The organism is Streptomyces sp. NPDC091289 (assembly GCF_044757365.1).
In the GTDB taxonomy this organism is placed as follows: Bacteria; Actinomycetota; Actinomycetes; order Streptomycetales; family Streptomycetaceae; genus Streptomyces.
This window is the reverse complement of the sequence record NZ_JBIVUT010000014.1, coordinates 223,395-249,398: the sequence shown is the minus strand read 5'-3', so window position 1 is coordinate 249,398 and position 26,004 is coordinate 223,395. Positions and strand designations below refer to the sequence as shown.

At 67.9% G+C, this 26,004-nt stretch carries 20 protein-coding genes; 16 read left to right on the top strand and 4 right to left on the bottom strand.

Features of this window, described 5'->3' with window-relative positions:
* Positions 1-125: 125 nt before the first annotated feature.
* Positions 126-3,149 (bottom strand): FG-GAP-like repeat-containing protein, encoded by a 3,024-nt coding sequence (locus ACIQPT_RS20755; RefSeq protein ID WP_401157343.1) that lies wholly within the window; start codon positions 3,147-3,149, stop codon positions 126-128.
* Between the two features lie 515 nt (positions 3,150-3,664).
* Here ACIQPT_RS20755 and ACIQPT_RS20750 point away from each other — a divergent pair.
* From ACIQPT_RS20750 to ACIQPT_RS20730, 5 genes are all read left to right on the top strand, one after another.
* A complete protein-coding gene (locus tag ACIQPT_RS20750) occupies positions 3,665-9,976 on the top strand; it encodes an RHS repeat domain-containing protein (RefSeq protein ID WP_401157342.1) in 6,312 nt (2,103 codons plus the stop codon).
* Between the two features lie 85 nt (positions 9,977-10,061).
* A complete protein-coding gene (locus ACIQPT_RS20745) occupies positions 10,062-10,334 on the top strand; it encodes a hypothetical protein (RefSeq protein WP_401157341.1) in 273 nt (90 codons plus the stop codon).
* Between the two features lie 270 nt (positions 10,335-10,604).
* A complete protein-coding gene (locus ACIQPT_RS20740) occupies positions 10,605-10,850 on the top strand; it encodes a hypothetical protein (RefSeq protein ID WP_401157352.1) in 246 nt (81 codons plus the stop codon).
* Positions 10,834-11,178 carry a DUF397 domain-containing protein gene (locus tag ACIQPT_RS20735; protein WP_401157340.1) on the top strand — a complete coding sequence of 115 codons (345 nt, stop codon included), beginning with the start codon at positions 10,834-10,836 and terminating at the stop codon, positions 11,176-11,178. The genes ACIQPT_RS20740 and ACIQPT_RS20735 overlap by 17 nt, the downstream gene beginning before the upstream one ends.
* Positions 11,175-11,720, top strand: a complete 546-nt coding sequence (locus ACIQPT_RS20730) for a hypothetical protein (RefSeq protein WP_401157339.1) — start codon at positions 11,175-11,177, stop codon at positions 11,718-11,720. The genes ACIQPT_RS20735 and ACIQPT_RS20730 overlap by 4 nt, the downstream gene beginning before the upstream one ends.
* 1,166 nt (positions 11,721-12,886) lie before the next feature.
* Here the strand turns inward: ACIQPT_RS20730 and ACIQPT_RS20725 are convergent.
* Positions 12,887-13,081, bottom strand: a complete 195-nt coding sequence (locus tag ACIQPT_RS20725; protein WP_401157338.1) for a hypothetical protein — start codon at positions 13,079-13,081, stop codon at positions 12,887-12,889.
* A gap of 553 nt (positions 13,082-13,634) precedes the next feature.
* Between ACIQPT_RS20725 and ACIQPT_RS20720 the strand changes: the two genes are divergently transcribed.
* The 4 genes from ACIQPT_RS20720 to ACIQPT_RS20705 all read left to right on the top strand — a co-directional run bounded on the left by ACIQPT_RS20720 (position 13,635) and on the right by ACIQPT_RS20705 (position 17,211).
* A complete protein-coding gene (locus ACIQPT_RS20720) occupies positions 13,635-14,096 on the top strand; it encodes a hypothetical protein (protein WP_401157337.1) in 462 nt (153 codons plus the stop codon).
* Between the two features lie 455 nt (positions 14,097-14,551).
* Positions 14,552-15,982 (top strand): MFS transporter, encoded by a 1,431-nt coding sequence (locus ACIQPT_RS20715; protein WP_401157336.1) that lies wholly within the window; start codon positions 14,552-14,554, stop codon positions 15,980-15,982.
* Positions 15,983-16,062: 80 nt separating this feature from the next.
* Positions 16,063-16,470, top strand: coding sequence for a hypothetical protein (locus ACIQPT_RS20710; protein WP_401157335.1), 408 nt, complete (start codon positions 16,063-16,065; stop codon positions 16,468-16,470).
* A gap of 27 nt (positions 16,471-16,497) precedes the next feature.
* On the top strand, positions 16,498-17,211 hold the full coding sequence (locus ACIQPT_RS20705; RefSeq protein WP_401157334.1) for a DinB family protein: 714 nt from the start codon (positions 16,498-16,500) through the stop codon (positions 17,209-17,211).
* A gap of 23 nt (positions 17,212-17,234) precedes the next feature.
* Here the strand turns inward: ACIQPT_RS20705 and ACIQPT_RS20700 are convergent, their stop codons facing one another.
* Complete coding sequence (locus ACIQPT_RS20700; RefSeq protein ID WP_401157333.1) at positions 17,235-17,894, bottom strand: pirin family protein; 660 nt, start codon at positions 17,892-17,894, stop codon at positions 17,235-17,237.
* A 154-nt stretch (positions 17,895-18,048) separates the two neighbouring features.
* Between ACIQPT_RS20700 and ACIQPT_RS20695 the strand changes: the two genes are divergently transcribed.
* From ACIQPT_RS20695 to fabF, 5 genes are all read left to right on the top strand, one after another.
* Positions 18,049-19,248, top strand: coding sequence for a PucR family transcriptional regulator (locus tag ACIQPT_RS20695; RefSeq protein WP_401157332.1), 1,200 nt, complete (start codon positions 18,049-18,051; stop codon positions 19,246-19,248).
* Positions 19,249-19,337: 89 nt separating this feature from the next.
* Complete coding sequence (locus ACIQPT_RS20690; protein ID WP_401157331.1) at positions 19,338-20,255, top strand: ACP S-malonyltransferase; 918 nt, start codon at positions 19,338-19,340, stop codon at positions 20,253-20,255.
* Positions 20,256-20,264: 9 nt separating this feature from the next.
* Positions 20,265-21,296, top strand: coding sequence for a ketoacyl-ACP synthase III (locus ACIQPT_RS20685; RefSeq protein ID WP_401157330.1), 1,032 nt, complete (start codon positions 20,265-20,267; stop codon positions 21,294-21,296).
* Between the two features lie 63 nt (positions 21,297-21,359).
* Positions 21,360-21,608 carry an acyl carrier protein gene (locus ACIQPT_RS20680; protein ID WP_014045780.1) on the top strand — a complete coding sequence of 83 codons (249 nt, stop codon included), beginning with the start codon at positions 21,360-21,362 and terminating at the stop codon, positions 21,606-21,608.
* A gap of 76 nt (positions 21,609-21,684) precedes the next feature.
* On the top strand, positions 21,685-22,947 hold the full coding sequence (gene fabF / locus ACIQPT_RS20675; protein WP_401157329.1) for a beta-ketoacyl-ACP synthase II: 1,263 nt from the start codon (positions 21,685-21,687) through the stop codon (positions 22,945-22,947).
* 213 nt (positions 22,948-23,160) lie between these two features.
* On the opposite strand, the gene ACIQPT_RS20670 is transcribed toward fabF, so the two are convergent.
* A complete protein-coding gene (locus ACIQPT_RS20670; RefSeq protein WP_003969374.1) occupies positions 23,161-23,655 on the bottom strand; it encodes a DUF3145 domain-containing protein in 495 nt (164 codons plus the stop codon).
* A 400-nt stretch (positions 23,656-24,055) separates the two neighbouring features.
* Here ACIQPT_RS20670 and ACIQPT_RS20665 point away from each other — a divergent pair, with 400 nt between their 5' ends.
* Both ACIQPT_RS20665 and ACIQPT_RS20660 read left to right on the top strand, forming a co-directional pair.
* Positions 24,056-24,964, top strand: a complete 909-nt coding sequence (locus tag ACIQPT_RS20665) for an SGNH/GDSL hydrolase family protein (RefSeq protein ID WP_401157328.1) — start codon at positions 24,056-24,058, stop codon at positions 24,962-24,964.
* An 11-nt stretch (positions 24,965-24,975) separates the two neighbouring features.
* On the top strand, positions 24,976-25,983 hold the full coding sequence (locus tag ACIQPT_RS20660; RefSeq protein ID WP_401157327.1) for an aldose epimerase family protein: 1,008 nt from the start codon (positions 24,976-24,978) through the stop codon (positions 25,981-25,983).
* The last annotated feature ends 21 nt before the right edge of the window (positions 25,984-26,004 follow it).

The following is a 26,004-nucleotide window of genomic DNA, read 5'->3' as shown; positions in this document are numbered from 1 at the left end:
GGGCACGGGCACGAAGCGGGCGCGACACAGGTCATCCCGCTCCTGGAGGAGACCCCGCCCCCCCCCGGGCGGGGCGGCCCCCCCCCCCCCGCCTCCGGGGTCAGCCGGTCGTCGCCGACAACCTGTCAGCCGATGGACTGGTAGTCGAGGAACGCGTCCGAAACGCCGGACACGGTGGTGTGTCCGCTAGCGGTGTAGTCGGCGAAGAAGCGCAGGCGTCCGTTGCCGGGAGTGGTGGCCCAGAGGTCGAACTTCCCGTTGTTGTTGGCATCGGGTGCCGCCGTGAAGCGGGGCACGGTGTTGACGCTCCAGTTGCTGCCGATGGCGGTCCGGTCGGTGAGGCTGATGTCGAAGCCCTCGTCCGTCTCCCTGCCGTGGAACACGTAGAGACCTCCGATGTCCGGACGGTCGTAGCGCACGAGCAGGTCTTCCCGCCCGTCACCGTTGTAATCGCCGGTGGCCGCCAAGGTCACCTCGTTCAACGTGGACGCGCTCTCGGCGATCGGGTCGTCGGGCCCGGCCAGAAGAACGGGGTCCCGGTCGCTGTCCAGCCGGTGATCGAGGCTGCCGTAGTAGAGCCAGAGGAACTCACCGTCGTTGACGAGCAGGTCCGGGTGGCCCGCGACGTCCTCGACCCCGTCGCCGTCCACGTCCAGGCCGCCGTCGACGTCGCCGATGGCAAGGATCTGCTTGACCCCGTCCTTCCAGTGGTTGTTGGCAGGGTCGTAGACGGTCAGCTCCTGCCGCGCCAGGTCCGTGCAGTCGGTGCAGGCGAACCCAAAACCGCTGTTGGGGTACATCCACAGCCGGTGCGCGCTGCCCGTCCCGTCCGGCCTGAGCGCGATGAGGTCCTCGTACGCGTCGTTGTTCCAGTCTCCGCGGTGGGTGATGGCGGTCGCGTTCCACGTGAAGTCACTCGCGGGAGCGGACGCCTCGGCGACAGAGCCGGTGCCATTGCCGTAGAAGCGGCGAAGGGTACCGTCCTTGTCGATGGCCCACAGGTCGGCGTTGCCGTCGCCGTTGATGTCTCCGGCCTTGTCCCGGGTGGTGGGGCCGTTGGCGTAGAAGAGGTAGGTGGCGGTGTCTGAGGAGTTGCCGGCCTTGTCACGACTGATGACGTACAGCTGGTTGGCCCCCGTGGCAGTCGGGGTGAGCTTGATGTTCACTGAGCCGCCCACGCTGCCCGGGGTGGCTGTCCGGCGTGTGCCGTCGGTGTCGGTCCAGTACTGGTACGAGGCGACGTCCGCCACTCCACCACTGGAGAGGGTGAAGGTGCCCTCCGTGCGCACCTTACCTGTGATGGCGGGCCAGCCGTCGCTGCCGTCGGGGAACTGGGCAGAGGTGACCCCCGGGGGCTTGCTGGGCCGGTTGGGGTCGAACACGAAACGGCACCCGGGCGCGCCCTGCGTGGGGTTCCAGTCGGAGAACAGGGAGCCGTCGTTCGTCTGCGCCTTCCAAGAAAAGTTGCCGTTCGCCTTGGCTATGTGGGGGGTCAACTTGGTCTTGGCGACCTTGAGTTTGGCTACTGTGCCGGAGGTGACAGTGACTGTCTCATCGACGACAATGACTCCCTTGGGATCATCGTTGGGATGGTGGCCGGTGGGCCAGAGGTGGAATTTCACCTTCACGGAGCCCCCGTCGCCGTCGCTGCCCTTGGCGGTGAGATAGATGTCCGTGTTCCCGATGAGACCGTAGGGCGCCACGTTGCCGCAGCCCTTGCTGTTCTTGGTGCTGGGAATGGTGTCCAGCGCCGAGGGAACGGCGGGGCGGGTGTTGTAAGTGGTCGACATGACTGCAGTCTTGGCGTCGAACTTCTTCCAGCCGTACACATCCGTCTCACTCGAAGCCGCCAGCGCGAGCGTCAGGGTGTTCCAGGTGCCGGCCTGGGAATCCTTCGCCGCGCGCGTGGTGTCGAAGGCGAGGTTCCCCGCAGGGCAGCTGCTGCTGCTGAATCCCTTGGAGTCGTTGACGGTGTCCAGGGTGTAGAGCTTACCGGGCTGCTTGTTCCACGTGTGGCTGGACTGGAGGTACTGAGTGTGCCACAGCTGAATGCCGCGGTTCTCGCACGACCAGGACCAGGTATTCCTGATCTGGAAGCGGGAAGAGCTGATGACCCGGTTCTTGTCCTGGAGGTTCTTGGTGTTCATGCGGAAGTACGAACGCGCCAGGCCGTTGGTGACGTTCTCGTATCCGGCGCGGGCAGTGGTCGTACCGCCGTTGAAGCCGGCCCCGTTGAAGAAGGACGAGTTCGGGTGCTTCTTGTACATGATGCCCCAGGAGTGCCGTGACCCCTGGACGGCCGGGTCGATGTAGACGGGGTACCGCGTGTTCTCGCCGGTCAGCAGTTCTGTGTCCGGGAGGATCGTCAAGCTGTCGTCCGCCACCTTGACCTCCATGGCGGCGTCGCGGGCCCCGAACGGGGGCTCGAACGCCTCCGTGGCAGGCGGGGACGGCGGGGCCGACGCCGGGCCGAGAGTACGGGCCGCAGATGCCGGGGCAGGCGCGTCGCCGCTGTCCCACATGCGCGGCGTGGGGGCGGTGAACACCTCCTGCCCGGCAGGGTCCAGTGCCCGGACGTTGCCGTGCTCGTCGGCTTCGACCTTCAGGCCCTTGGTCTCCAGGCCGAAGTCGAGCTCGGTCAGCTCGGGGTTCTTCGCGGCCTCGGCATTCTTGACGACCAAGACCTGGTTGTAGCCGCCGTTGTGCGCCTTGAGCTTCAGGTCCACGCCGTCGAAGACCTCCGAGTACGTGACGGAATCCGCCTCGACCAACGGCGTCGGGAGCGGCCGCGGCCAGCCCACAGACATCGAGCGACCGTTCCGTGCAACGGTGGCGAGCGGGCCGTCACCGCCGCCGGAGAATCGGATGCCGACCTCTGTCGCCCCGGGCGAGAGCGTCCCGTCCTCGTTCTCCATCAGGGCAGTATCGATCTCCACCAGCTTGTTGTCCTGACGGACCCACTGCGGCATCGCATATGTGTTCTCGGTGAACTGGCCGTCAGGATTGGCGAAGGTCTGCGAGACCTCAGTGCGCTGGGACAGCACTTCCACCGGGTGGCCTGAATCCGCGGCCTCGGCAAGAGCGGCCGCCTCGTCCGCGGCCGGCCCCGCCCCGGCCTTCGGCGTCGCCGGGGCCTGCTCGTTCGCCACCGCGGGCAGCGCAGTGACGAGCGGAGCCGCTAGAGCGAGAGCGACGACCGCGCCCACCCATCTGGAGCGCCATCGGGTGGAGGTCCGTCTTTCTCTACGGGATTTACCCGTCGGCATGCTTTTCATTTTCTCCATGAGTCGATCGTGCCATTGACACGATGACTCCCTGCAGCTCTTGACCGATTCGCCCCGTCTCGACCCACCCCGAAACGGCATCACCGTTCCAGCGGGGAGGGCAACTTACCCTCGGAATGGAGCAGTTCAGAGCCCTTTATGGCCCGATATTCAATGGTATGCAGACACTCGACAACCGGGCGCAGATAACGACTCGGACAACAATTAACCCCCTCCCCTTCGGCTACGGATCTTGATGCTAGCTTTACCGTCGCTTTTCCATGTCTTCACTTCACCGAGGGGGATTTGTGTCCGGTTTGCGAGTTTCGGATTTCCGTCGATCCAGACGTGCGGCCGGCGCACGCGGCCGGCCAATCGCGCTGCTGCTGACGGTATATCTCGTGGCCGGGCTCCTGGGGGGACCGGTGGCCGCGGCCGCCGAACTGGAGCTGCGGGATGTGGAACAACCGGACCCCGTGCCCGTCTCCAAGCTCGTGGGCACTGCCCTGGACAAGCCGGACGAAACGGCGTCGGTGAAGGCCCGTTCGGGTAAGGCTCGTTGGCCCGATCCGGGTGTAGCGACACTCAACGTCCTGGGAGGGGCGGACGGCCCCCGGAAGGCCGAGGCTGGTTCGCTCCCCGTGGCGGTGGACACCCCCGAGGACACCGGACGCACGGGCCAGGTGGCCGAGCAGGTACAGGTGCAGGTGCTGGACCGGTCGGCAGCCGCGGCCGTCGGCGTCGACGGCCTGCTCCTCGCCGTGCAGGGCCACGGAGAGGAGCAGGGCCGGGCACGGGTCGGCATGAAGCTGGACTACGCGGACTTCGCCGGGATGTACGGCGGGGACTGGGCCTCCCGGCTGACCCTGCGTAAGGTCCCGGACTGCGCCCTGGTCACCCCCGAACGGAAGGACTGCCGGCCGGGCGAGCCGGTCGAGACCGTCAACGACACGGCGAAGGCGACGCTGTCGGCCGAGATCCCGCTCGATGTCACGGCTACGAGCGCCGAGCGCTCCGGGCGCCCCGTCAAGGCGGCCGCTCCCGCGGCCCGCTCGGCGGCGGGTGTGCGGGCAGCGCCCGCCGCGACGCTGTTCGCACTGACCGCCGCCCCGTCCGGCGCGGCGGGCGACTTCACCGCCACCACCACTTCGGCATCTGCGAGTTGGGAAGCGGGCGGGTCGTCCGGCGGCTTCTCCTGGTCGTACGACATCGATACGCCGGGGGTGCCGGGCGGACTGGAGCCGAGCCTCGGGCTCTCGTACTCCTCCCGCGCGGTCGACGGGCGCACAGCGGCGACCAACAATCAGGCCAACTGGATCGGGGACGGCTGGTCCATGTCGCCGGGGTCCATCGAGCGGCGCTACACCTCGTGCGAGAGCGACAAGAAGGGCGGCAACAATCCGTCCCACAAGGTGGGCGACCAGTGCTGGAAGAAGGACAACGCGACCCTGTCACTGGGCGGATCGTCCAGTGAACTGGTCAAGGACGACACCTCCGGCGAGTGGCGCAAGAAGTCCGATGACGGCACGCGCATCGCGCAGCTGAAGAGCACCAACCGCGCCAACGGCGACAGCGACGGCGAGTACTGGCGTGTCACCGCTCCCGACGGCACCCGCTACTACTTCGGGTACAACCGGCTGCCCGGCTGGGCCGAGGGCAAGTCGGAGACCGGCTCCACCTGGACCGTGCCGGTCTTCGGCAACCACTCCGGCGAGCCGTGCCACGCAACCGCGTTCAAGGACTCCTGGTGCCAGCAGGCCTGGCGATGGAACCTGGACTACGTCGTCGACCCGCACAGCAACGCCATGGCCTACTACTGGGCCAAGGAGTCCAACCACTACCAGCGCAATGTCGACGCCGCCTACAAGGGCACCCTGACCCCCTACACCCGTGGCGGACACCTCAAGCGGATCGAGTACGGGCTGCGGTCCGGGACCCTCTACGGCGCCAAGGCCGCTGCCAAGGTCGACTTCACGACGGACGAGCGGTGCCTGAAGACCAGTTCCTTCGACTGCGCGGCCGACAAGTTCACCGCGGCCAACGCCGCCAAGTGGCCCGACGTCCCCTTCGACCAGGTGTGCGGTGCGAGCGACCCCTGCGTCGGCAAGTCCTCGGCGTCGTACTTCACCCGCAAGCGGCTGACGGGCATCACCACGTCCGTTCTGGACGGCGGGGTGTACAAGAAGGCTGACTCCTGGCAGCTGGAACAGACCTTCCCGTCGACCGGGGACGGTACGGCCCCGCCGCTGTGGCTGGCCTCCATCACCCGGACCGGGCACACCTCCGGCACCCCGGTGACCCTGCCGCCGGTCGAGGTGTCCGGGCAGCAGCTCCCCAACCGCGTCGCGGGAGCCGTCGACACCATCCCCGCGTACAACCGCTACCGCGTCTACGCCATCAAGAACGAGACGGGCAGCACGCTCGGCGTCACCTACTCGACAGCGGAGTGCAAGGCCGGCAGCCTCCCGAACCCGGCGAGTAATACCAAGCGCTGCTACCCGGTGATCTGGTCGCCCCCGGATGCTCCGGCAGCGGGCTACGAGCCGTACCAGGACTGGTTCCACACCTATGTGGTGGACCAGATCCTGGAGTCCGACAACACCGGCGGCGCCCCGGTCAAGCGCAACGACTACACCTACCTCGGGGGCATCGCCTGGGTGAAGGGAGACGACGAGTTCACCGAGGCCAAGCACCGGACCTACGGCCAGTCGAAGGGGTACGGCCATGTCCAGACGCGTACCGGCGACCCGGCCGAGGGCAAGCAGACGCTGACCGAGAACCGCTACTTCCGTGGAATCGCCGGGGCTCAGGTCGCCGACGGCGAGGGTGTGAAGGTGGACGACCACGAGGCGTTCGCCGGTATGCCCCGGGAGACCGCCACGTACAACGGCTCGGGCGGTGCCCTGGTCTCCGCCACCAGCTCGGTCCCCTGGCGATCGTCCGCCACCGCGTCCCACTCGCGGGCCTCGGACGGGCTGCCGACGGTGCACGCGTACCAGACCGGTGTGAAGAAGGAAGAGACCCGCACAGCCGTCACCGGGGGAACATTCCGGCGCACCGCCACCGAGCGCACCTTCGACTCCTACGGTCACGTCCGGACGGAGAGCGAAGCCGGGGACACGGCCAAGAGCGGTGACGAGCAGTGCACCACCGTCTCCTACGCTCGGAACACCGACGCGAACATCCTCACCACAGTTGCCGAGACACGGACCGTCGCCAAGGCCTGCGGCACCACGCCGCAACTGCCCTCAGACCTGATCTCCACCGAACGCCACTACTACGACGGCTCCACGACACTGGGCGCCGCCCCCGTCAAGGCGAACGAAACCCGGCGTGACGAGAACGACGGTGCCGGCACCGGCTTCATCACGGTGAACACCGCCGGTTACGACGCCTACGGGCGTCAGACCAGCGCCACCGACGCGTCCGGCGCCGACACCAAGGTCGAGTACACCCCCGGCACCGGCCAGGCAGCGACCAAGACCGTCACCACCAACGCGCTCGGGCACGCCACGACCGTCCACACGGATCCGGTCCGTGGAGTGACCACTTCCACGGTCGACGCCAACGGCAAGCGCAGCGACATCGACTACGACGCGCTCGGCCGGGTGACCAAGGTCTGGGGCCCCGGCCGCTCCAGGGCCGACCATCCGAACGCCCCCGCGTCGCAGTACTCCTACACCCTCTCCAGGACCCTGCCCAACGTCGTCACCACCAAGCAGCTCAACCATCAGGGTGAGTACCTGACGTCGTACGCCTTGTACGACGGTCTGCTGCGGCCCAGGCAGACGCAAAGCCCGGCCGTCGGAACCTCCGGAAGCGGCCGGGTCGTCACCGAGACCCGGTACGACACCCGCGGGCAGGCCTGGCAGAGCTACGACGCCTACCACGCCACCGGAGCGCCGTCGGCCACCCTGGTGGCCGGCGACGACTCGAAGGTGCCGTCCGCGGTGGAGTCGCGATTCGACGGAGCCGGACGGCCGGTGGCCGAGATCTCGCTGAAGTACGGCGACGAGACCAAGCGCACCACGACTGTCCACGGCGGCGACCGTACGACGGTCATTCCGCCCCTGGGCGGTACGGCTACGACGACCGTCGTCGACGCGCTGGGGCGCAAGACGGAGACTCGCTCCTACACCAACAGTGCGCGCACCGAGTTCCAGGCGACTCTCTACACCAACAACAAACGCGGTGAGTTGGCTCGACTCACCGATCCTGCTGGCACCGAATGGGAGTGGACATACGACGCGAGAGGGCTCCTGACCAAGGCTCACGACCCGGACAAGGGGGTCAGCACCACAACGTACGACAACGCTGACCGTCCGGTCACTTCCACCGATGCCCGGGGCACCCAACTCACCACCATCTATGACGAGTTGGGCCGCACGAAGAGCCTCAAGCAGGGATCGACTTTGCGGGCCTCCTGGACCTACGACACCCTGGCCAAGGGGCAGCCGACATCGGACACCCGCTATGTGGGTAGCGACGCCTACACCACGAAGATCGACGGGTACACCGACCGGTACCAGCCCACATCGACCACCACGACGTTCCCGTCCTCCGAGCGCGGACTGGCGGGTTCCTACACCTGGTCCTTCGGATACAACGAGCACACCGGGGCCCAGGAATGGCTGAGGCACCCGGCGATAGGCAACCTCCCCTCGGAGCGGGTCACCACCGGCTTCAACTCATTCGGGCTGCCCGTCTCCACCACAGCGGGCAGCGTTCCCCTGGTCGGCAACGTCACCTATGACATGTTCGCCCGGCCGCTCCGCAGGGAACTCGGTGCCTTCGGACGCAAGGTGTACGACACCCGGGTCTGGGACGAGCACACCGGGCGGCTGAACCAGCGCTCCCTCCACGGCGACGAGGCTCTGCGGATCGAGGACACTCTCTACTCCTACGACGCTGTCGGCACCACCACCCGGATCTCAAGCACGTCCGGACAGGACGCGTCTGCCACGACTGACAATCAGTGCTTCACCACTGACGCACTGCGTCGCATGACCGAGGCCTGGACCACCAAGTCCGGTTCCGACACATGCGCGACAGGACCGTCGGTCGCCACGGTGGGCGGTCCGGATGGTTACTGGCACTCCTACAGCTACGACCTCTCCGGCAACCGCATCAAGGACGTCGAGCACTCAACAGCTTCGGGAGCCCCCGCCGTCACCCGCACGTACACGCCGGGCAAAGCCGGCGAATCCAAACCGCACGCACTGCGTTCGATAGCCACGGCAGGAGGTCCTGAGAATGGGGACAAGGAGAACCTGACCTACGATGCGGTCGGCAACACCGAGACCCGCGCCGGAGGGGCCCGCGATCAGCACATGATCTGGGACGCCGAGGGCAACCTCGCCAAGGTCACGGAGAACGCCAAGTCCACCGAGTATGTGTACGACTCGTCCGGCAACCGCATTCTGGCCCGCAACGCGGACACCACCACGACGGCGTACCTGCCGGGAGGCAATCAACTGACCATCACCGCAGCCGGTGCGAAGAGCGCGATCCGGTACTACACCCACGCCGGCGAGACGATCGCGGTCCGCACCGGATCAGGTCTCAGCTTTCTCTTCAGTGACCACCAAGGCACCGGCATGACGGCAGTAGGCTTCGCGGCCGGGCAGGCAATCAGTCGCCGTAAGCAACTTCCCTTCGGGAAGAACCGCGCGGGCACCGGCACCAGCTGGCCCGGCGACCGCGGCTTCGTCGGCGGCACTAATGACCCGACAGGCTTGACCCACTTGGGCGCTCGCGAGTACGACCCTCAGCTGGGCCGGTTCCTCTCCGTCGATCCCCTGCTCATCACCGGAGACCCGACCCAGCTCAACCCCTACCTCTACGGCAACAATAATCCCGCCACGTTCGCAGACCCCTCAGGCGAGGCATACGAGGAATGCGTGAGCGGTCAGTACAAGTGCACATACGGCAAGGGTGGAACGGGCGACCTCAAGAAGGTCGAGTTCGGCAAGAACTACAAGAAGGTCACCAAGTCCGTCGGGGGCAACGTGTCTCCCAACTACACAATTCAGCAGAACACGGGCTACAAGCACGTGTATACGAAGGGTGCCGGGGTGACCGCGCCCACAGCAGCGCAGCGGGCCGCCTCCGCGGAGGTCGAACGCCAGAAAAGAGCAGCGCGCGAACGCAAGGCCGCCGAAGCTCAGCAAAAGCAAAACCAGAAGGACGAGGGCTTTTGGAAGAATATCGCTAGCGGAGACATATCCGGCGCAGGCCAGTCCCTCCTCAAGGGGAGCGATAATTGGTTCGCAGACAAGGCGGGTAAGATCCTGGGCGCATACATGGCTGGCGACACCACTGGGCTTTGCGGCAGCGTATCGATCGGAGTCGGCTTCGGAGGCACAATAGAAGGCTGCCTCTTGGCCACTACGAGGGAGGACGGAAAGACGACCTATGGGGCCAGTTTCTCGAAGGGAAGCGAAACTCCCTCTGTCGGACTGAACGCCAATATTGGGCTCATGGGCAGCAACGCCACGGACTTCAGCCAGCTCCGCGGTGACGGCTGGGGCGCTTCCGTTGCCGGGGCCTGGGGACCGGGAGCCAGCATCAGCCACGAGCGAGCCATCGGCGCGGTCAACTATCGTGGTGAGCCAGTGGGGGCGACGACGGTGTCCGTGGGTGTCGGCGCAGGTATCGAGGCAGCGGCGACCACCAGTCACGGAACCATGATCGGGCACATGTTCACCTGGTAGCGCACGTGGGGCTCGCCGGCCCTGGCGAGCCCCACGGCCCTACTCCTGTACGCACTTCCAAAATTGAGTTGAATCGAGCTTTGACATGAATAAAATCGAACCAGAGATCTTCCTGGCCGACGGAGGCGCCTCACTGTCCGGCACTCTCACTTCGATCGCATTTTTCTTGATCTTCGGCGGATTTGGTTTTGCCCTGGCAATAAATCTGCGTCAGATAGCCGAGCGCTTCCTCGATCTCACTTCCAAAATGCTGTTCGGGTTCGCCGAGGGAGTGGATGTGCGCGTCGCGCGTTTCGTGGGAGCTTGCGCCGCCCTGTTGTCACTCGTGGGAATCGTGCTGGAAATCTCCACACTTTGACACTCTTGATGCGAATGCCTCACGCACATCAGTAAGGCTTCGCGGAAAATTAAGAGAAGCCCACCAGATGACACGGAAACGGAAGCCTCGCAGGACGACACCCGGCCATTCGCCCCTCGGAAGGCGGTGAGATCTACTCAACCGCGTTTGGCGGGTCACTTCTGGAGCGCTTCATCGGGACGTCCGACCGGACCGTCGACCGAATCCGGGAGGTGGCCGACAGCGCAGAGGCCCCCGCAACGGCGAAGACAGTCTGGACAAAGCCTCGGGGTGTCGAGCTACGTCAACGGGACATCCATGGCTGCGGAACAGGCTGTGATGTTCCTGACCGGTTTCGCCGCGCTGGCCGTCGTGCCGACGCTGCTGGCAGCCGCCGAGGATCTCGACGGGGTGCCCCTGCTTCCCCCTGGTGGCGGTCTTGCGCTCGGCGGGCGGGCGCCCGGGACCCGGAGGCGGCCGCCGCCCGTGCCCGACGACCTCCCGCCCGCTGAGGAACGCTATGGGAACCAGTCATGACCTCACAGGAGCGCACTGGCGGAAGCCCTCGTACAGCGGCAACACAGGCGGCGACTGCGTCGAGGTCGCCACCAACTCCACCTGCGGGTCCGTCCCCGTCCGCGACAGCAAGAACCCGACCGGCCCCGCCATCGTCCTCGGGGCCCCGCCTGGCAGGCGTTCGTGGACGGGCTGCGCTGACACATCAGGTCCCGGTGGGGCGGCAGCCGGGGCCTCGCGGGCTCCGGCCGCCGCCTATCCGTGTGCCGCCCTGTTATCGCTTGTGGGAATCGTGGTGGAGACTTTCGAGAGAACCTGGGAGGGCCCTCGCCAAATGGTGAAGGAATGAATAAAACGACCCGGGACACGGTCGTCCTGCGCAGGAAATCGTTCGTCATGCTGTCCTGGACCATCCTGGCCGCGATGGGGTTCTTCGCGGCGCTTGCAGCCAGCGATGTATCTTCCGGTGCCGCTCGCGGGCCGCTCATCGGGGTCGCCGCATGCCTGGGCACGACCGTTCTGGCTCGACGCATCGGGACCGCTCGTGTCGTGCTGGGAGAATCCGAACTGAAGGTCGTGAATCCGGTCTTCACCTATCGGATTCCCTACCGCCTTGTCATGGAAGTCGACACGTCAAAGCATGGCACCCTGACCGTGCACACCACCGAGGGCGAGGAGATCTACTCGACAGCGTTCGGGGGATCGCTTCTGGACCACTTCGTCGGGACATCGGACCGGGCCGTTGTACGGATCAAAGAGACCGCCCGACAGCGCAGGGGTCCGCGCACCGAGGAACGGTCGCGGCGGACCATCACCGTTTCGTGGATTGCCGACTTCTGCCTCCTCGGCACCGTCTGCGTCGCCGTCGCGGCTCTCGTGGTTTCCGGCTGAGGATCGGCGTGTTACTCCTTGCGGCCGCTCCTTCCTGTGAGGCTGGCGCACCGTTCTGCCGGCTCACCGGCGGGTCACGGCCCCAGTGCCTCACCCTGGACGCACACGGACAACTGCGCTGCCACCCCTTCGGCGAGCACGGTCAGCGGCCCGGACTCGCACGGGCACTCCCAGGACCTGCGAGAAGCGGAACTCGAAGCATTGCGAAACCCGCCGCCCGAGGGTAATTTCATCCAAAAAAATCGGCGACTGGTTCGCCGACAAGGGCAAGAAAGTTGCGCAGCACTTTAGTCGCGTGACTACCGAGGCACGGGGGAATCAAGGCCGATGAGTCACGTGGAAATACTCGAACTGGCAGGCCGCGGGCCGACCGAGATAAGTGTTGCAGGTCTCGTGTTTTTCGGAGTCATGCTTCCGATAGGCGTTCTCATAGGGGCCAATATCGCGCATTCCGCAGATCGGGTGCACGGATTTCTGTTGACTGTTCTTCCGGGCCCCGTGGACCGGGCGTCGCCAAGGTCCCTCCGCCTTCCCGGCTGGGTCATGGCATTCATATCCACCATTGGACTTGTGGTTGAAATCCGAACGGGATTGCAGTGAGATCGCACGTCGGCTTGATGAAATACAGACGCGTTACGGGTGGTCAGGTGCTTCGACGCCGCTCCTTTCGAGTTCTGTCCGCACTTGCCACCCTCCTCTTCGGGGGTGGAGCCGCCTTTCCGGCGTGGGCGGCTGTTTCCGGAGATGAGCCGGGCGCGATGTTCGGGGCGGCCATCTCCCTGGGACTTGGGTCGCTCTTCTATCGAGTTATGCGAAGTAGAGTTCACCTGACGGATTCCTCGATAATCATCGTGAATCCAATGATGAGCCATGAGCTTCCATACGCCGCGATCGGGAAGGTCCAAGTCAACCCATCGGGCAGCTTGATCGTCTTCCCCAAGCGTAGCTTGCGAGGTGCCGAAACCGACGGGTACTTCGTTGTCGGATTCGCGGGATCTCTACTGGACCGCATGTTCAAGACGTCAGACGCGGCAGCCGTCGAAATAAGGAGGCGCCAACGGAAGGGAAGAGGCTCGACCGACGATCCTGGTTCAATAACCCGACGCTTGGTGGCGGACTGGGTTGCGGAGCTGATGCTGATAGCTTCCGCAGCTTGTGCGGCATATTCACTTTTCCTGCGTTTCTGAAGTGCCGAAAGGCGTCAAGGTGACGAAATATCTTGGGGTATCGATTTTTGGGCTTGGAATAATCTCGCTCCTCGCGGCGAGCAAAGGAGAACGCGGGTGGGAGAACTGGAGCACCTCATCCCGATGGGGAGTGGCCGCGAGTGGACTTGCAATCATTGCTGGTTTGATCGTCATGGACCGCACTCCCTTCTAGTCGGTGAAAACTGGTGAGCACATCGAAAGGCCCACTGCGCGAGACTTTCCTCTGGTGGGTGACGGTCTTGTTCATGACGGGCTGGTTGTCGCTAGGAGGGGCGATCTTCCTCTACCTCGACTTTCCGTGGCGAGCCGCCGCTGCTGCAGGGATAGCCGCTCCAATTCTCCCGTGGGCGATAGTGATGACTCAGCGCAGGAGACAGTCGGCACCGGCGCGTCCCGATTCTGCGCGCGGATGGCTGGAGTTGGAAGCCGTGGGTGTTGCGCTCCTGGTGGTGTCGATCACCTTGGGTGGAGTGTCTTCGAAGGAGGGGACGTTCCTCACTCTCCTGTCCGAGAGCTTCATGGCCTGCGCATTTCTGGTGATTTCCTGGGGTTTGGCCATGGCGTACTCCCACTGGAGGAAGTCCGGACCGTGACATCAAACGGGAGGGGTGGGAGTGGCAGTCAAGCGTGGCCTGGCCGGAGACAGCTTGAATCATCGATGGTGAATGATCGCGAAGCTCGAACTCATCGAGGAAAGGAATCCATCATGGCTGAGGTTTGGATTTCCCTGGATTTGATGGATCGGCGCAAGAATGCGAGGGCCGCCGGCTACTTCACAGCCATCTGTGCGGGCGTAGTGCTCGCGGTGACGCTGTCCGGGGAAACCGGCTCACCCTGGTGGTGGGCATTGTCGATCCTATGCGCGTGGATCATCTCGATGGTCTACATAATCAACAGGGGATACGGCCGGGCCTTGCTCACTCCTGATGACATTGTCCTCTTCAATGGCTTCCTCGGGAAAAGGTCGATCCCGTGGGGCCATGTCACCAACATCGAGAAGCGGCATCATGCGGCGCGCAGCAGTTCATGGTGGGATCTGCGCCTCACCTGTGCGAGCGGGCGGTCCTTTACCGTCCCGGGTGCGTTCACGAGCAGTCATCATGATGCCAAATTCGAAGCAAAGTATGTCTTGCTGTGTCAGCATTGGCGGCACTCCGCAGGGCGATAGGAAAGAAGCATGGCCTGGACACAGAAGGACCTCATCAAACCCGCCATAGTGCTGGTGGTCCTCACACCGATTGTCACTGTCACCGCCAACGCGATAGGCGGTTGGGTGAAGACCTTGGGTCCGATGACGGTCCTGGCAGTGGGGATGTTCTGGGGGCGCGTACTGCGGGAGAGGCGGATACGTGAAGGCCGCATCCCCAGCACGCCCCCGCATGACACGCCTCCCCGTGAGGCATCACCCAGCGAGCAGAGCGGATAGAGCGGATAGAGCGCGGATACCGGACGGGTCCCGTTCACCATGGCACCCGACCAGCGGTCGGGTGCCGCGACTCACCTTCCCCGGTGCCGAGTTGGCCTTAATACGGTTGCCCGGCCTCAGGCCGTGACGTAGCTTCCCGCTGAACCCCAGGTGGTCTGGACCAAGCCTGCCTCGCCGATCTATCGCAACGGGAACCGATGACCGAGGAGCAGACCCTCCGACCGCCGAGCGACACCCTGCCGGGCATCTTCTCCCGGCCGTACGCGGCAGCCACGCTGACCTTCGCCACCGTGATGTTCCTGACCGGCTTCGCCGCGCTGGCCGTCGTGCCCACGCTGCCTACGGCGGCCGAGGATCTGGACGGGGTGTCGCTGTTCCCCATGGTGGCGGGCAGTTTTGTGGCTGCCAGTCTGCTCGGCGGGGTGCTGGGCGGGCACTGGGCGGACCGCTCCGGCGCCCGGCGGCCGCTGGCCCTGGGCATGGTCCTCTCCGTGGTGACGCTGCTGGTGTCGGCATCCAGCGTGTCCGTCTGGCAGTTGGTGATCGGCCGCTTCGTCGACGGTCTGGCGGCCGGGATGGTGGCGGTGTCCGTGACGACCGCCATCGGGCAGTCGTATCCGGAGTATCTGCGGCCCAGGATGCTCGCGATGATGAGCGCGAGTTGGATCATCCCGTCCCTGGTCGGGCCGCCGATCGCCGGAGTGGTCGCCGAGGTGTGGTCCTGGCGTGCGGTCTTCTACGGCCTGGCCGCGCTGACGGCACTGCCCGCGATCGCCCTGGTGGCGGTGTTGCGCCGGGCCCCCGCGAACGACGGGGGCGGGGACCGGGCCGCCGCCGTACCCGACGATCTCCCGCCCGCCGAGGAACGCGCCTCCCGGCCACCGCTGATGATCGCGGCGCTGCTCAGCCTGGGCGCGGCGCTCGGCCAGTACGGGGTCTCCGGGTGGGACACACGCCATCTGCTGTTCGTCGTCGCCGGGGTCGCTCTGCTCGTGGTCTTCGCGCCCCGCCTGCTGCCGGCCGGCACCTGGCGCAGCGCCCGCGGCCTGCCCACCACGGTCCTGTTGCGCGGGCTGACGTCGGGTACGTACTTCACCGTCGAGGCGCTGGTGCCGTTGATGCTGATCACGGAGCGGCGAGTCGCCGCGGTGACGGTCGGTGTGGCGTTCACGGCCTCCGCCGTGCTGTGGGCGGTCGCGTCGTGGGTGCAGGGGAAGCTGCTCCAGGATGTCGCCCGGCACCGGCTCGTCACGGTCGGCGCGCTGGTCATGGCGGTGTCCGTGGTCTTCGCCGTCGTGGGCAGCTTCTCCGGGGTGTCCCCGGTGCTCGCCATGGTGGCCATGCCGTTGGCGGCGGTCGGGATGGGGATGCTCGATCCCTGTGTCACGGTGCTGTCGCTCTCGCACAGTGCGCCGGACCGGCTGGGCCACACCACCAGTGCCATGCAGACCAACATGAACCTCGGGCAGGTCGTCGTCCTGGCGTTCGCCACCGCCGTCCTCAACGCGGGCCTGGCCGCCGGGACAAGCCGGCTCGGCGGCTACGCCATCACCTTCTCGCTCCTCCTCGTACCGCCACTGCTGGTCGCCGTTCTGGCCGTCCGTGCGCGGAAGGATGGAAATCGGTAGGGCGGAAGCCGGTAGGACGGAACCGGTAGGGCGGAAACCGGAAAGACCCGCTCGTGGGTGCGCTGCTAGATTCGTCCGCCATGCGATCACGCGAGTACGACAGGGAATTCCGGGAGCGCGCCACCCGCATACGTGACTGCGGGTCCGGGTTGTTGATCCTGGGAGCGCTGCTGTGGGGCTGGTGCGCCATTCTGCTGCTGACGGACTACACGGTCGAAACGAATCGCGGCGGCACCCGGGAGTGCGCATCGCGCCTGTTCACGGAGGGCGGCACGGCCAACGAGGGTGTGTGGCGCGGCGATTACTGCGCCGATGAACGCGACTGGCCCGAGGCGCTTGCCGTCCTGGGGCTCTCCATCCCCGTATCGCTCGTGGGGACCGCGCTGTTCACGACCGGTCATGTGAGCCGGCGGCTGAGCGGGCATTCCCAGGCGATGCGCGAACTGGACAAGCTGGCGGACGAGCGCGAGAAGCGCTCCGAGAACTGACCGCATCACGACGAGGGAGCCGTATATATGAGCAGCCAGGGTCCGCGGACCGGCCGACTGAGCATTCTGACCGAGCAGTTCGACCAGGCGCGGGAGATGGCCCAGGTCCGGTTGCAGGGTCTCGGGGACGAGGAGTATCTGTGGGAGCCCGCGCCCGGCAGTTGGTCGATCCGGCGGCGGGAGGAGGCGGTGACGCCCCGGGCGTACGGTCCCGGCGCATGGGTGCTCGACAAGGGGGCGCCGGAGATTCCGGCGAGTGAGTACGCGGAGGTCGCGCGGCAGGCGGCGGACGGCATGTCCGTCGCGAAGATCGCCGAGGACTGGAGCGTGAGCGTCGAACGGGTCGAGGAGGTCCTCGCGTTCACCGGTGAGCCGGAGCCCGATGTCGTACCGATCACCACCATCGCGTGGCGGCTGGGGCATCTGCACTCCGACTTCGCGGGCCGCTGGGAGTGGACCTTCGGTGAGCGGCGGCAGGACCCGCATCAGCTGGTCGACTTCACACCGTCCGCCTCGCTCGCGCTGGAGCGGTTCTGGGCGACGCTCGACCTCCATCGCGCGAGCATCGGCACCCTCACCGAGGAGCAGCTCGACACGGTCGGCCTCTCGCAGTATCCGTACGGCTCCGACCCCGACGACGCGTACGTCGGCACGCTGGCCAACGCCAATCTGGAGCTCATCCACCACATGGCCGAGATCGCGCTGCTCCGCGACCTGTGGCGGGCCCGCCAGTACCGGTGAGTACCGGGAAGTGCCGGTAGGCCTCAGCCCGCCAGCTCCCACACCAGCAGCTCCGCCGGGTCCGTCACCGCTACCGCCTCCAGGCCCTCCGCACCGGTGATCCGGGCGGCGTCGCCGGGGCCCAGTTCCTCGCCGTCCAGGGCGACCCGGCCCCGCACCACGTGGACGTACGCGCGCACCGCGTCCGGGACCGCCGTGCGCTCGCCCCCGGTCAGCCGGCGGACATGGAGCATCGCGCCCGCGCCGGGCAGGGCGTACGGGGTGGAGTCGGCGATGCCGGGCACGACGGTGTACGAGGGTTCGCCGCCCGGCTCCAGGGGGGCGAGCCACATCTGGAGGAAGGTCAGCGGGTCCGTGCCGTCGTTGCGTTCGACGTGGCGGACCCCGGATGCGGCGCTCAGGTGGGCCACGTCCCCGGCGCGGACGACGGTGGAGTGGCCGGCCGAGTCGCGGTGGGTCAGCTCGCCCTCGACGACCCAGGTGACGATCTCCGTATGGCTGTGCGGATGTTCCTCGAAGCCCGCGCCGGGGGCGAGGCGCTCCTCGTTGCAGGCCAGGATCGGGCCGAAGCGGAGGTTGTCCGGGTCGTAGAAGGGGCCGAAGGAGAGGGCGTGCCGGGTGTCGATCCCGGCGGCCTCGTCCCCGCCCCGGTAGCGGTCGTCCGACCGGTGCACGGAAATCACCCGGCCACGGTAGCCCGGGGGACGCCCGTACGGCTCCGGCGGCGGGAGCTCCCGTACGGCGCGGGAGTCCGGCAGGTGTTCGCCTACCCGCCGGTACGGGGCACCGTCGCCCCGGCCCACCGAACCACCGGCCCGATAAGGCAGTCTTGTCCTCGTGCCCCGACCCGATCCTGAGCAGCCCCCCGCCCACGACGCCCACCTGCACGCCGCGACCCTGAAACGGCTGGAGCAGTCCTCCGGCCGACTGGCCGCGAACGCGATTGCCCGCATGGACGAATCGCTGCCGTGGTACCGGGCGATGCCCCCGGAGAACCGGTCCTGGATCGGCCTGGTCGCCCAGGCCGGTATCGCCGCGTTCACCGAGTGGTTCCGGCATCCCGAGACGCCGCAGGCCATCTCGACCGATGTGTTCGGCACCGCTCCGCGCGAACTGACCCGGGCCATCACCCTGCGGCAGACCGTGGAGATGGTGCGCACCACGATCGAGGTCATGGAGGCCGCGATCGAGGAGGTGGCCGCCCCCGGCGACGAGTCGGTGCTGCGGGAGGCGCTGCTCGTCTACGCGCGCGAGATCGCCTTCGCCACCGCCCAGGTCTACGCCCAGGCCGCCGAGGCCCGGGGCGCCTGGGACGCCCGGCTGGAGTCGCTGGTGGTGAACGCGGTGCTCTCCGGCGAGGCCGACGAGGGGGCCGTCTCCCGGGCCGCCGCGCTCGGCTGGAGTTCGCCCGAGCATGTCTGCGTCATCCTCGGCACCGCGCCCGACGGGGACAGCGAGCTGACCGTGGAGGCGATCCGGCGCGCCGCCCGGCACGCCAAGCTCCAGGTCCTCACCGGAGTCCTCGGCAACCGCCTCGTCGTCATCGCGGGCGGCAGCGACAATCCGCTCCAGGTCGCGAAGGGCCTGATCGGGCCGTACGCCGCCGGGCCGGTCGTCGCCGGACCCGTCGTCCCGGACCTGCTGGCCGCGACCCGGTCCGCGCAGGCGGCGGCCGCCGGGCTGAAGGCGTGCCTGGCGTGGCAGGACGCGCCGCGCCCGGTCCTGGCGGACGATCTCCTCCCGGAGCGCGCGATGGCCGGAGACCCGGCCGCGCGGGATCAGTTGGTGGAGGAGATCTACAGACCGCTGGAGGAGGCCGGTTCGGCTCTTCTGGAAACCTTGAGTGTCTATCTGGAGCAGGCGAGCAGTCTGGAAGGCGCCGCCCGGATGCTGTTCGTGCACCCCAACACCGTGCGCTACCGGCTGCGACGTGTGACCGACGTCACCGGATGGTCACCCTCCGATGTGCGCTCCGCGTTCACGCTGCGGATCGCCCTCATCCTGGGGCGCTTGGCGGCTGCGGATCCTCAGTCCTAGACTTTTGTTGGACTTCAACAATTCCCCCGACGGTTCTTCGTCCCTGTCCCCACGGGCGTGCGGAGCCGTCCACAAGAGAGAGTGTGAGGGTGCTCGTACTCGTCGCTCCCGGCCAAGGCGCTCAGACGCCCGGCTTCCTGACTCCCTGGCTCGACCTCCCCGGTGCCGCAGACCGCATCGCGGCCTGGTCGGACGCCATCGGGCTCGACCTTGCCCACTACGGCACGAAGGCCGACGCGGACGAGATCCGCGACACCGCCGTTGCCCAGCCGCTCCTGGTCGCCGCCGGACTGCTCTCGGCGACCGCCCTGGACGCCGCGTCGCCCGACGTCATCGCGGGCCACAGCGTCGGTGAGATCACCGCCGCCGCGCTCGCCGGTGTCATCGAGGACGAGGCCGCACTGCGCTTCGTCCGCACCCGGGGGCTCGGCATGGCCGAGGCCGCCGCGGTCACCGAGACCGGTATGGCGGCCCTCCTCGGCGGCGACCCGGACGTCACGGTCCCGCACCTGGAGAAGCTCGGGCTGACCCCGGCCAACGTCAACGGCGCGGGCCAGATCGTCGCCGCCGGCACCGCGGCCCAGATCGCCGCCCTGGAGGCCGACATGCCCGAGGGCGTGCGCCGGGTCGTCGTGCTGAAGGTGGCCGGCGCGTTCCACACGCACCACATGGCCCCGGCCGTGGAGAAGCTGCGCGCGGCGGTCGGCGACCTCACGGTCTCCGACCCGACCGTGCGTTACGTTTCCAACGCCGACGGCCACACCGTGGCCACCGGCACCGAGGTCATCGCCCGGCTGGTCGGACAGGTCGCCAACCCGGTCCGCTGGGACCTGTGCATGGAGACCTTCCGGTCCCTGGGCGTCACCGCACTCGTCGAGCTGAGCCCCGGCGGCACGCTGACCGGGCTCGCCAAGCGCGGACTGCCCGGCGTGAAGACGCTCGCACTCAAGTCCCCCGACGACCTCGACGCGGCCCGCGCGCTCATTTCCGAGCACGCAGGCGTCTAAGGAGCGAGCATGTCGAAGATCAAGCCCAGCAAGGGCGCCCCGTACGCACGGATCCTCGGGGTCGGCGGCTACCGCCCGACCCGGGTCGTGCCGAACGAGGTGATCCTCGAAACGATCGACTCGTCCGACGAGTGGATCCGCTCCCGCTCCGGCATCGTCACCCGCCACTGGGCCTCCGACGAGGAGACCGTGGCCGCGATGTCGATCGAGGCGTCCGGCAAGGCCATCGCGGACGCGGGCATCGACCCCGGGCAGATCGGCGCGGTCGTCGTCTCGACCGTCTCGCACTTCAAGCAGACTCCGGCCGTCGCCACCGAGATCGCGCACAAGATCGGCGCGGGCAAGCCCGCCGCCTTCGACATCTCGGCCGGCTGCGCGGGCTTCGGTTACGGCCTCACGCTCGCCAAGGGCATGGTCGTCGAGGGCTCCGCGGAGTACGTCCTCGTGATTGGCGTGGAGCGGCTCAGCGACCTGACCGACCTGGAGGACCGCGCGACGGCCTTCCTGTTCGGCGACGGCGCGGGCGCGGTCGTCGTCGGTCCGTCCCAGGAACCGGCCATCGGCCCGACCGTGTGGGGCTCCGAGGGCGACAAGTCCGAGACCATCAAGCAGACGGTGGCCTGGAACGACCTGCACATCGGCGACGTCTCCAAGCTGCCGCTCGACTCGAAGGGCGAGGTCAAGTTCCCCGCCATCACGCAGGAGGGCCAGGCGGTCTTCCGCTGGGCCGTCTTCGAGATGGCGAAGGTCGCCCAGCAGGCGCTGGACGCGGCCGGGATCGCCCCGGAAGACCTGGACGTCTTCATTCCGCACCAGGCCAACATGCGGATCATCGACTCGATGGTGAAGACCCTGAAGCTGCCGGAGCATGTCACGGTCGCCCGTGACATCGAGTCCACCGGCAACACGTCCGCCGCCTCGATTCCGCTCGCGATGGAGCGGCTCCTGGCGACCGGTCAGGCGAAGAGCGGCGACACCGCGCTCGTCATCGGCTTCGGGGCGGGTCTCGTCTACGCCGCGACGGTCGTTACCCTCCCCTAGGCACACCGGACCTTTTGGTCCGTACGCACGAACACTGAATAAACCCACCGAAGGAGCGCCAAGATGGCCGCCACGCAGGAAGAGATCGTCACCGGTCTCGCCGAGATCGTCAACGAGATCGCCGGTATCCCGGTCGAGGACGTCCAGCTGGACAAGTCCTTCACCGACGACCTGGACGTCGACTCGCTGTCCATGGTCGAGGTCGTCGTCGCCGCCGAGGAGCGCTTCGACGTCAAGATCCCCGACGAGGACGTCAAGAACCTCAAGACGGTCGGCGACGCCGCCGACTACATCCTGAAGCACCAGGGCTGATCCCAGCCCGGCTGTGTCGCCACCCGGCGGTGGCGCCGCTGATTCACGACCCTCTACACGTGGAGAAGATTTTCCAGTGAACTCGACCAATCGCACCGTGGTCGTCACCGGTATCGGCGCAACCACTCCGCTGGGTGGCGACTCCGCATCGACCTGGGAAGGTCTGATGGCCGGCCGGTCCGGCGTCAAGCCTCTCGAAGGCGAGCGTTTCGCCGAACTGCCCGTCCGGATCGCCGCCCTCGCGGCCGTCGACCCGGGCGACGTACTTCCCCGCCCGCTGGCCCGCAAGCTGGACCGCTCGGCGCAGTTCGCGCTGATCGCGGCCCGCGAGGCCTGGGCGGACGCGGGTTTCACCGCCAAGGCCGGTGAGGACGAGACCGTCGCCCCCGAGCGCCTGGGCTCGGTCATCGCCTCCGGCATCGGCGGGGTGACCACCCTGCTCGACCAGTACGACGTGCTGAAGGAGAAGGGCGTACGCCGCGTCTCCCCGCACACCGTTCCCATGCTCATGCCCAACGGCCCGGCGGCCAACGTCGGCCTGGAGGTCAACGCCCAGGCCGGTGTCCACACGCCCGTCTCCGCCTGCGCCTCGGGCGCGGAGGCGATCGGGTACGCCGTCGAGATGATCCGTACCGGCCGTGCCGACGTGGTCGTCGCCGGTGGTACCGAGGCGGCGATCCACCCGCTGCCGATCGCCGCGTTCGCCAACATGATGGCGATGTCCAAGAGCAACGACGAGCCCGAGAAGGCCTCGCGTCCGTACGACACCGGCCGGGACGGCTTCGTCCTCGGCGAGGGTGCGGGCGTCGTCGTCCTGGAGTCCGCCGAGCACGCCGCGGCGCGCGGTGCCCGGGTCTACTGCGAGGTGCTGGGCCAGGGCCTGTCGGCCGACGCCCACCACATCGCGCAGCCCGAGCCGACCGGGCGTGGCATCGCCGCCGCGATGCGGAACCTGCTGGACTCCAGCGACCTCAAGCCGTCCGAGGTGGTCCACCTCAACGCGCACGCCACGTCGACGCCGCAGGGCGACCTCGCGGAGATCAAGGCGCTGCGCCAGGTGCTGGGCGACGACCTCGACCATGTCGCGATCTCCGCGACGAAGTCGATGACGGGTCATCTGCTGGGTGGCGCGGGCGGCATCGAGACGGTCGCCACCGTCCTGGCGCTGCACCACCGCATCGCTCCGCCGACCATCAACATCGACGAGCTCGACGAGGCGATCGAGGCGGACATCGTGCGGGGTGAGCCGCGGGTGCTGCCCGAGGGGCCGATCGCGGCGATCAACAACTCGTTCGGGTTCGGTGGGCACAACGTGGTGCTGGCGTTCCGGTCCGTGTAACGCCAGGCCCTCCGGCCGCTTGTACGCAGTGAAGCCCGCTTCCCGGGGTCCGGGAGGCGGGCTTCATCGTTCTTCGGGGCGCTGCCCCGGACCCCGCTCCTCAATCGCCGGAGGGGCTTGAATTGCGCCCCGGTCACCGCGGGGTGAGGAGCCCCGGAGAGGCTTGAATTGCTCCCGGTCGCCGCTGGATGAGGAGCGCCGGAGGGGCTTGGGTCAGACGACCTGGTGCAGCCAGCGGACCGGCGCGCCCTCGCCCGCGTGGCGGAAGGACTCCAGCTCGTCGTCCCACGGCTTGCCGAGGAGCGAGGCGATCTCCGCCTCCAGGTCGCTCTCGCCGCGCACCGAGCGGGCCAGCGCGGCGCGCAGCCGGTCCTCGGGGATCAGGATGTCGCCGTGCATGCCGGTGACGGCATGGAAGATGCCGAGGCCGGGGGTGGAGCTGTAGCGCTCGCCCTCGGCGGTGGGGCACGGCTCGGCGGTCACCTCGAAGCGCAGCAGGTCCCAGCCGCGCAGGGCGGAGGCGAGCTGCGAGGCGGTGCCGGCGCGGCCCTTCCAGGAGAATTCGGACCGCCAGGTGCCGGGCGCGGCCGGCTGTCTGATCCAGTCCAGCTGGACCCGCACACCGAGGACGCCCGCCACTGCCCACTCGACATGTGGGCACAGCGCGCGCGGTGCGGAGTGAACGTACAGGACTCCACGTGTCGTCACCGGAACCTCCCGTGTGGGACGAGGTACGCCTTCCCCAGCGGCCTCGCGCCCGTACCGCCTCTTTTCGGCCGGATCCCGAGGTTGTCATCAGTAAACAGCATCGGGAGTTAATCTCCTGAAAAGGGACAGTATGTGACGTGACGTAATGTACCGGAGCCGCCCGTGTGTGCGCGGGCGGGCGGAACGCCACTGGTTCGACGGGGAAAAGCTACCGTGCGCAGGGGCCGTCCGTGTGACGTACCGTCGGTCTCAGGCCTCTGATTCGCCGGCTTTCACCCGGCAGGGCGCGCACCGCCCCGACCTGGGGATCATGTGCTTGCCGGGGGCATGTCCAGAGGCATAAGCCAGGGGTTGACCGGAGGGGATCCGACCGATGCCGGAGCGTGTGACACGCCCACGAATGCGTAACGCTGTCGCGGCGCTGAGCGCGCTCTCGCTCGTCGGTGTCGCCGCGCTGGCCGGATGCGGTGGGGGCGGCTCGGAGGGCGGCGTGTCGCGGAACGCGCCCGCGGCCACGCGCTCCGCCCCGCCGTCGCCCTCCCCCACCCCCACCCCTGACTGGAACCCCCGGCCCCGGTCGGTCGCGGCGGTCGGGGACTCGATCACCCGGGGGTTCGACGCGTGTTCGGTGCTGGCCGACTGCCCCGAGGTGTCGTGGGCGACCGGCACGGACGACGCGGTGCGCAGTCTCGCGGTCCGGCTGCTCGGCCCGTCGAAGGCGGTGGACCGCAGCTGGAACCACGCGGTGTCGGGGTCCCGGATGGTGCAGTTGCCCGAGCAGATGGCGCTGGCGGCGAAGGAGCGGCCGGAGCTGGTGACGGTGATGACGGGCGCGAACGACGCGTGCCGGGACTCGGTGCGGCTGATGACACCGGTGGCGGACTTCCGGGCGTCGTTCGAGGCGTCGATGCGGCAACTGCGGGCCGGGGCGCCGAAGGCGCAGGTGTACGTGTCCAGCGTGCCGGACCTGAAGCGGCTCTGGTCGACGGGGCGGGGGAACGAGCTGGGCAAGAAGATCTGGCAGCTCGGGATCTGCAAGTCGATGCTGGCGGACGCGGACGATCTGGGCCCGGCGGCGGTGGCCCGGCGCGATGCGGTGCGGGAGCGGGTGGTGGCGTACAACGAGGTGCTGAGGGACGTGTGCGCGAAGGACCGGCACTGCCGGTACGACGGCGGGGCGGTGTTCGACTTCCGCTTCACCGGGGCGCAGCTCAGCTCATGGGACTGGTTCCATCCGAGCCGCGACGGCCAGGCCCGGCTGGCGGAGATCGCCTACCGCAACGTCACGGCGGCCGCACCGCCCGCGTAGGGTCGATGACCATGACGACCAGCGCGGATACGGCTACGCACACGGAAGACTTCGGTGTTCTCGCGGACGGGTCGCCCGTGCGCCGGTGGACGTTGGAGCGGGACGGGGTCCGGGTGCGGGTCCTGACGTACGGCGCGATCGTGCAGTCGGTGGAGGCGCCCGGGCGGGACGGGTCCCGGGCCCCGGTGGCGCTCGGGCTGCCGGAGGTCGCGGGCTACGAGGAGTTTCCGGCCCCCTACTTCGGCGCGGTGGTCGGGCGGTACGCGAACCGGATCGGGGGCGCGTCGTTCGTCCTGGACGGGCGTACGCACCGGCTGACCGCCAATGAGGGCGGCACCCATCTGCACGGCGGGGCCCGGGGCTTCGACAAGCGGGTGTGGGACGCGGAGGCCGTGGCGGACGGGGTGCGGCTGTCCCTGGTGTCGGAGGACGGCGACGAGGGATATCCGGGGCGGCTCGACTTCTCGGTGACGTACACCCTGGGGCCGGGCGGGGAGCTGCGGATCGGCTACCGCGCGGTGACCGACGCGCCGACCGTGCTGAACCCGACGAGCCATCTGTACTGGAACCTGGCGGGCGCGGACAGCGGGAGCGCGCTGGGGCAGCAGTTGCGGATCGCGGCGAGGCACTTCACCCCGGTGGATGCGGAGTCGGTGCCGACCGGGGAGTTCGCGCCGGTGGCCGGGACCCGGTTCGACTTCCGGCGGATGCGGGCCGTGGGCGCGGGGTACGACCAGAACTTCGTCCTGGAGGAGCGGGCCCAGGGGGCGGAGGGTGTCGCCGCCGAGCTGTACGACGCCTGGTCCGGGCGGGTGCTGACCGTACGGACCACCGAGCCGGGGCTCCAGCTGTACACGGCCGACCACTTCGACGGGCGGCCGTTCGGGCCGTGCGCCGGGATCGCCCTGGAGACCCAGCACTTCCCCGACTCCCCGAACCGGCCGGAGTTCCCGTCCACGGTGCTGCGGCCGGGCGAGGAGTTCGTCTCGCGCACCGCGTACGCGTTCTCGGTGCGCTGAGGCCCTACCTCCCGCGGCGCT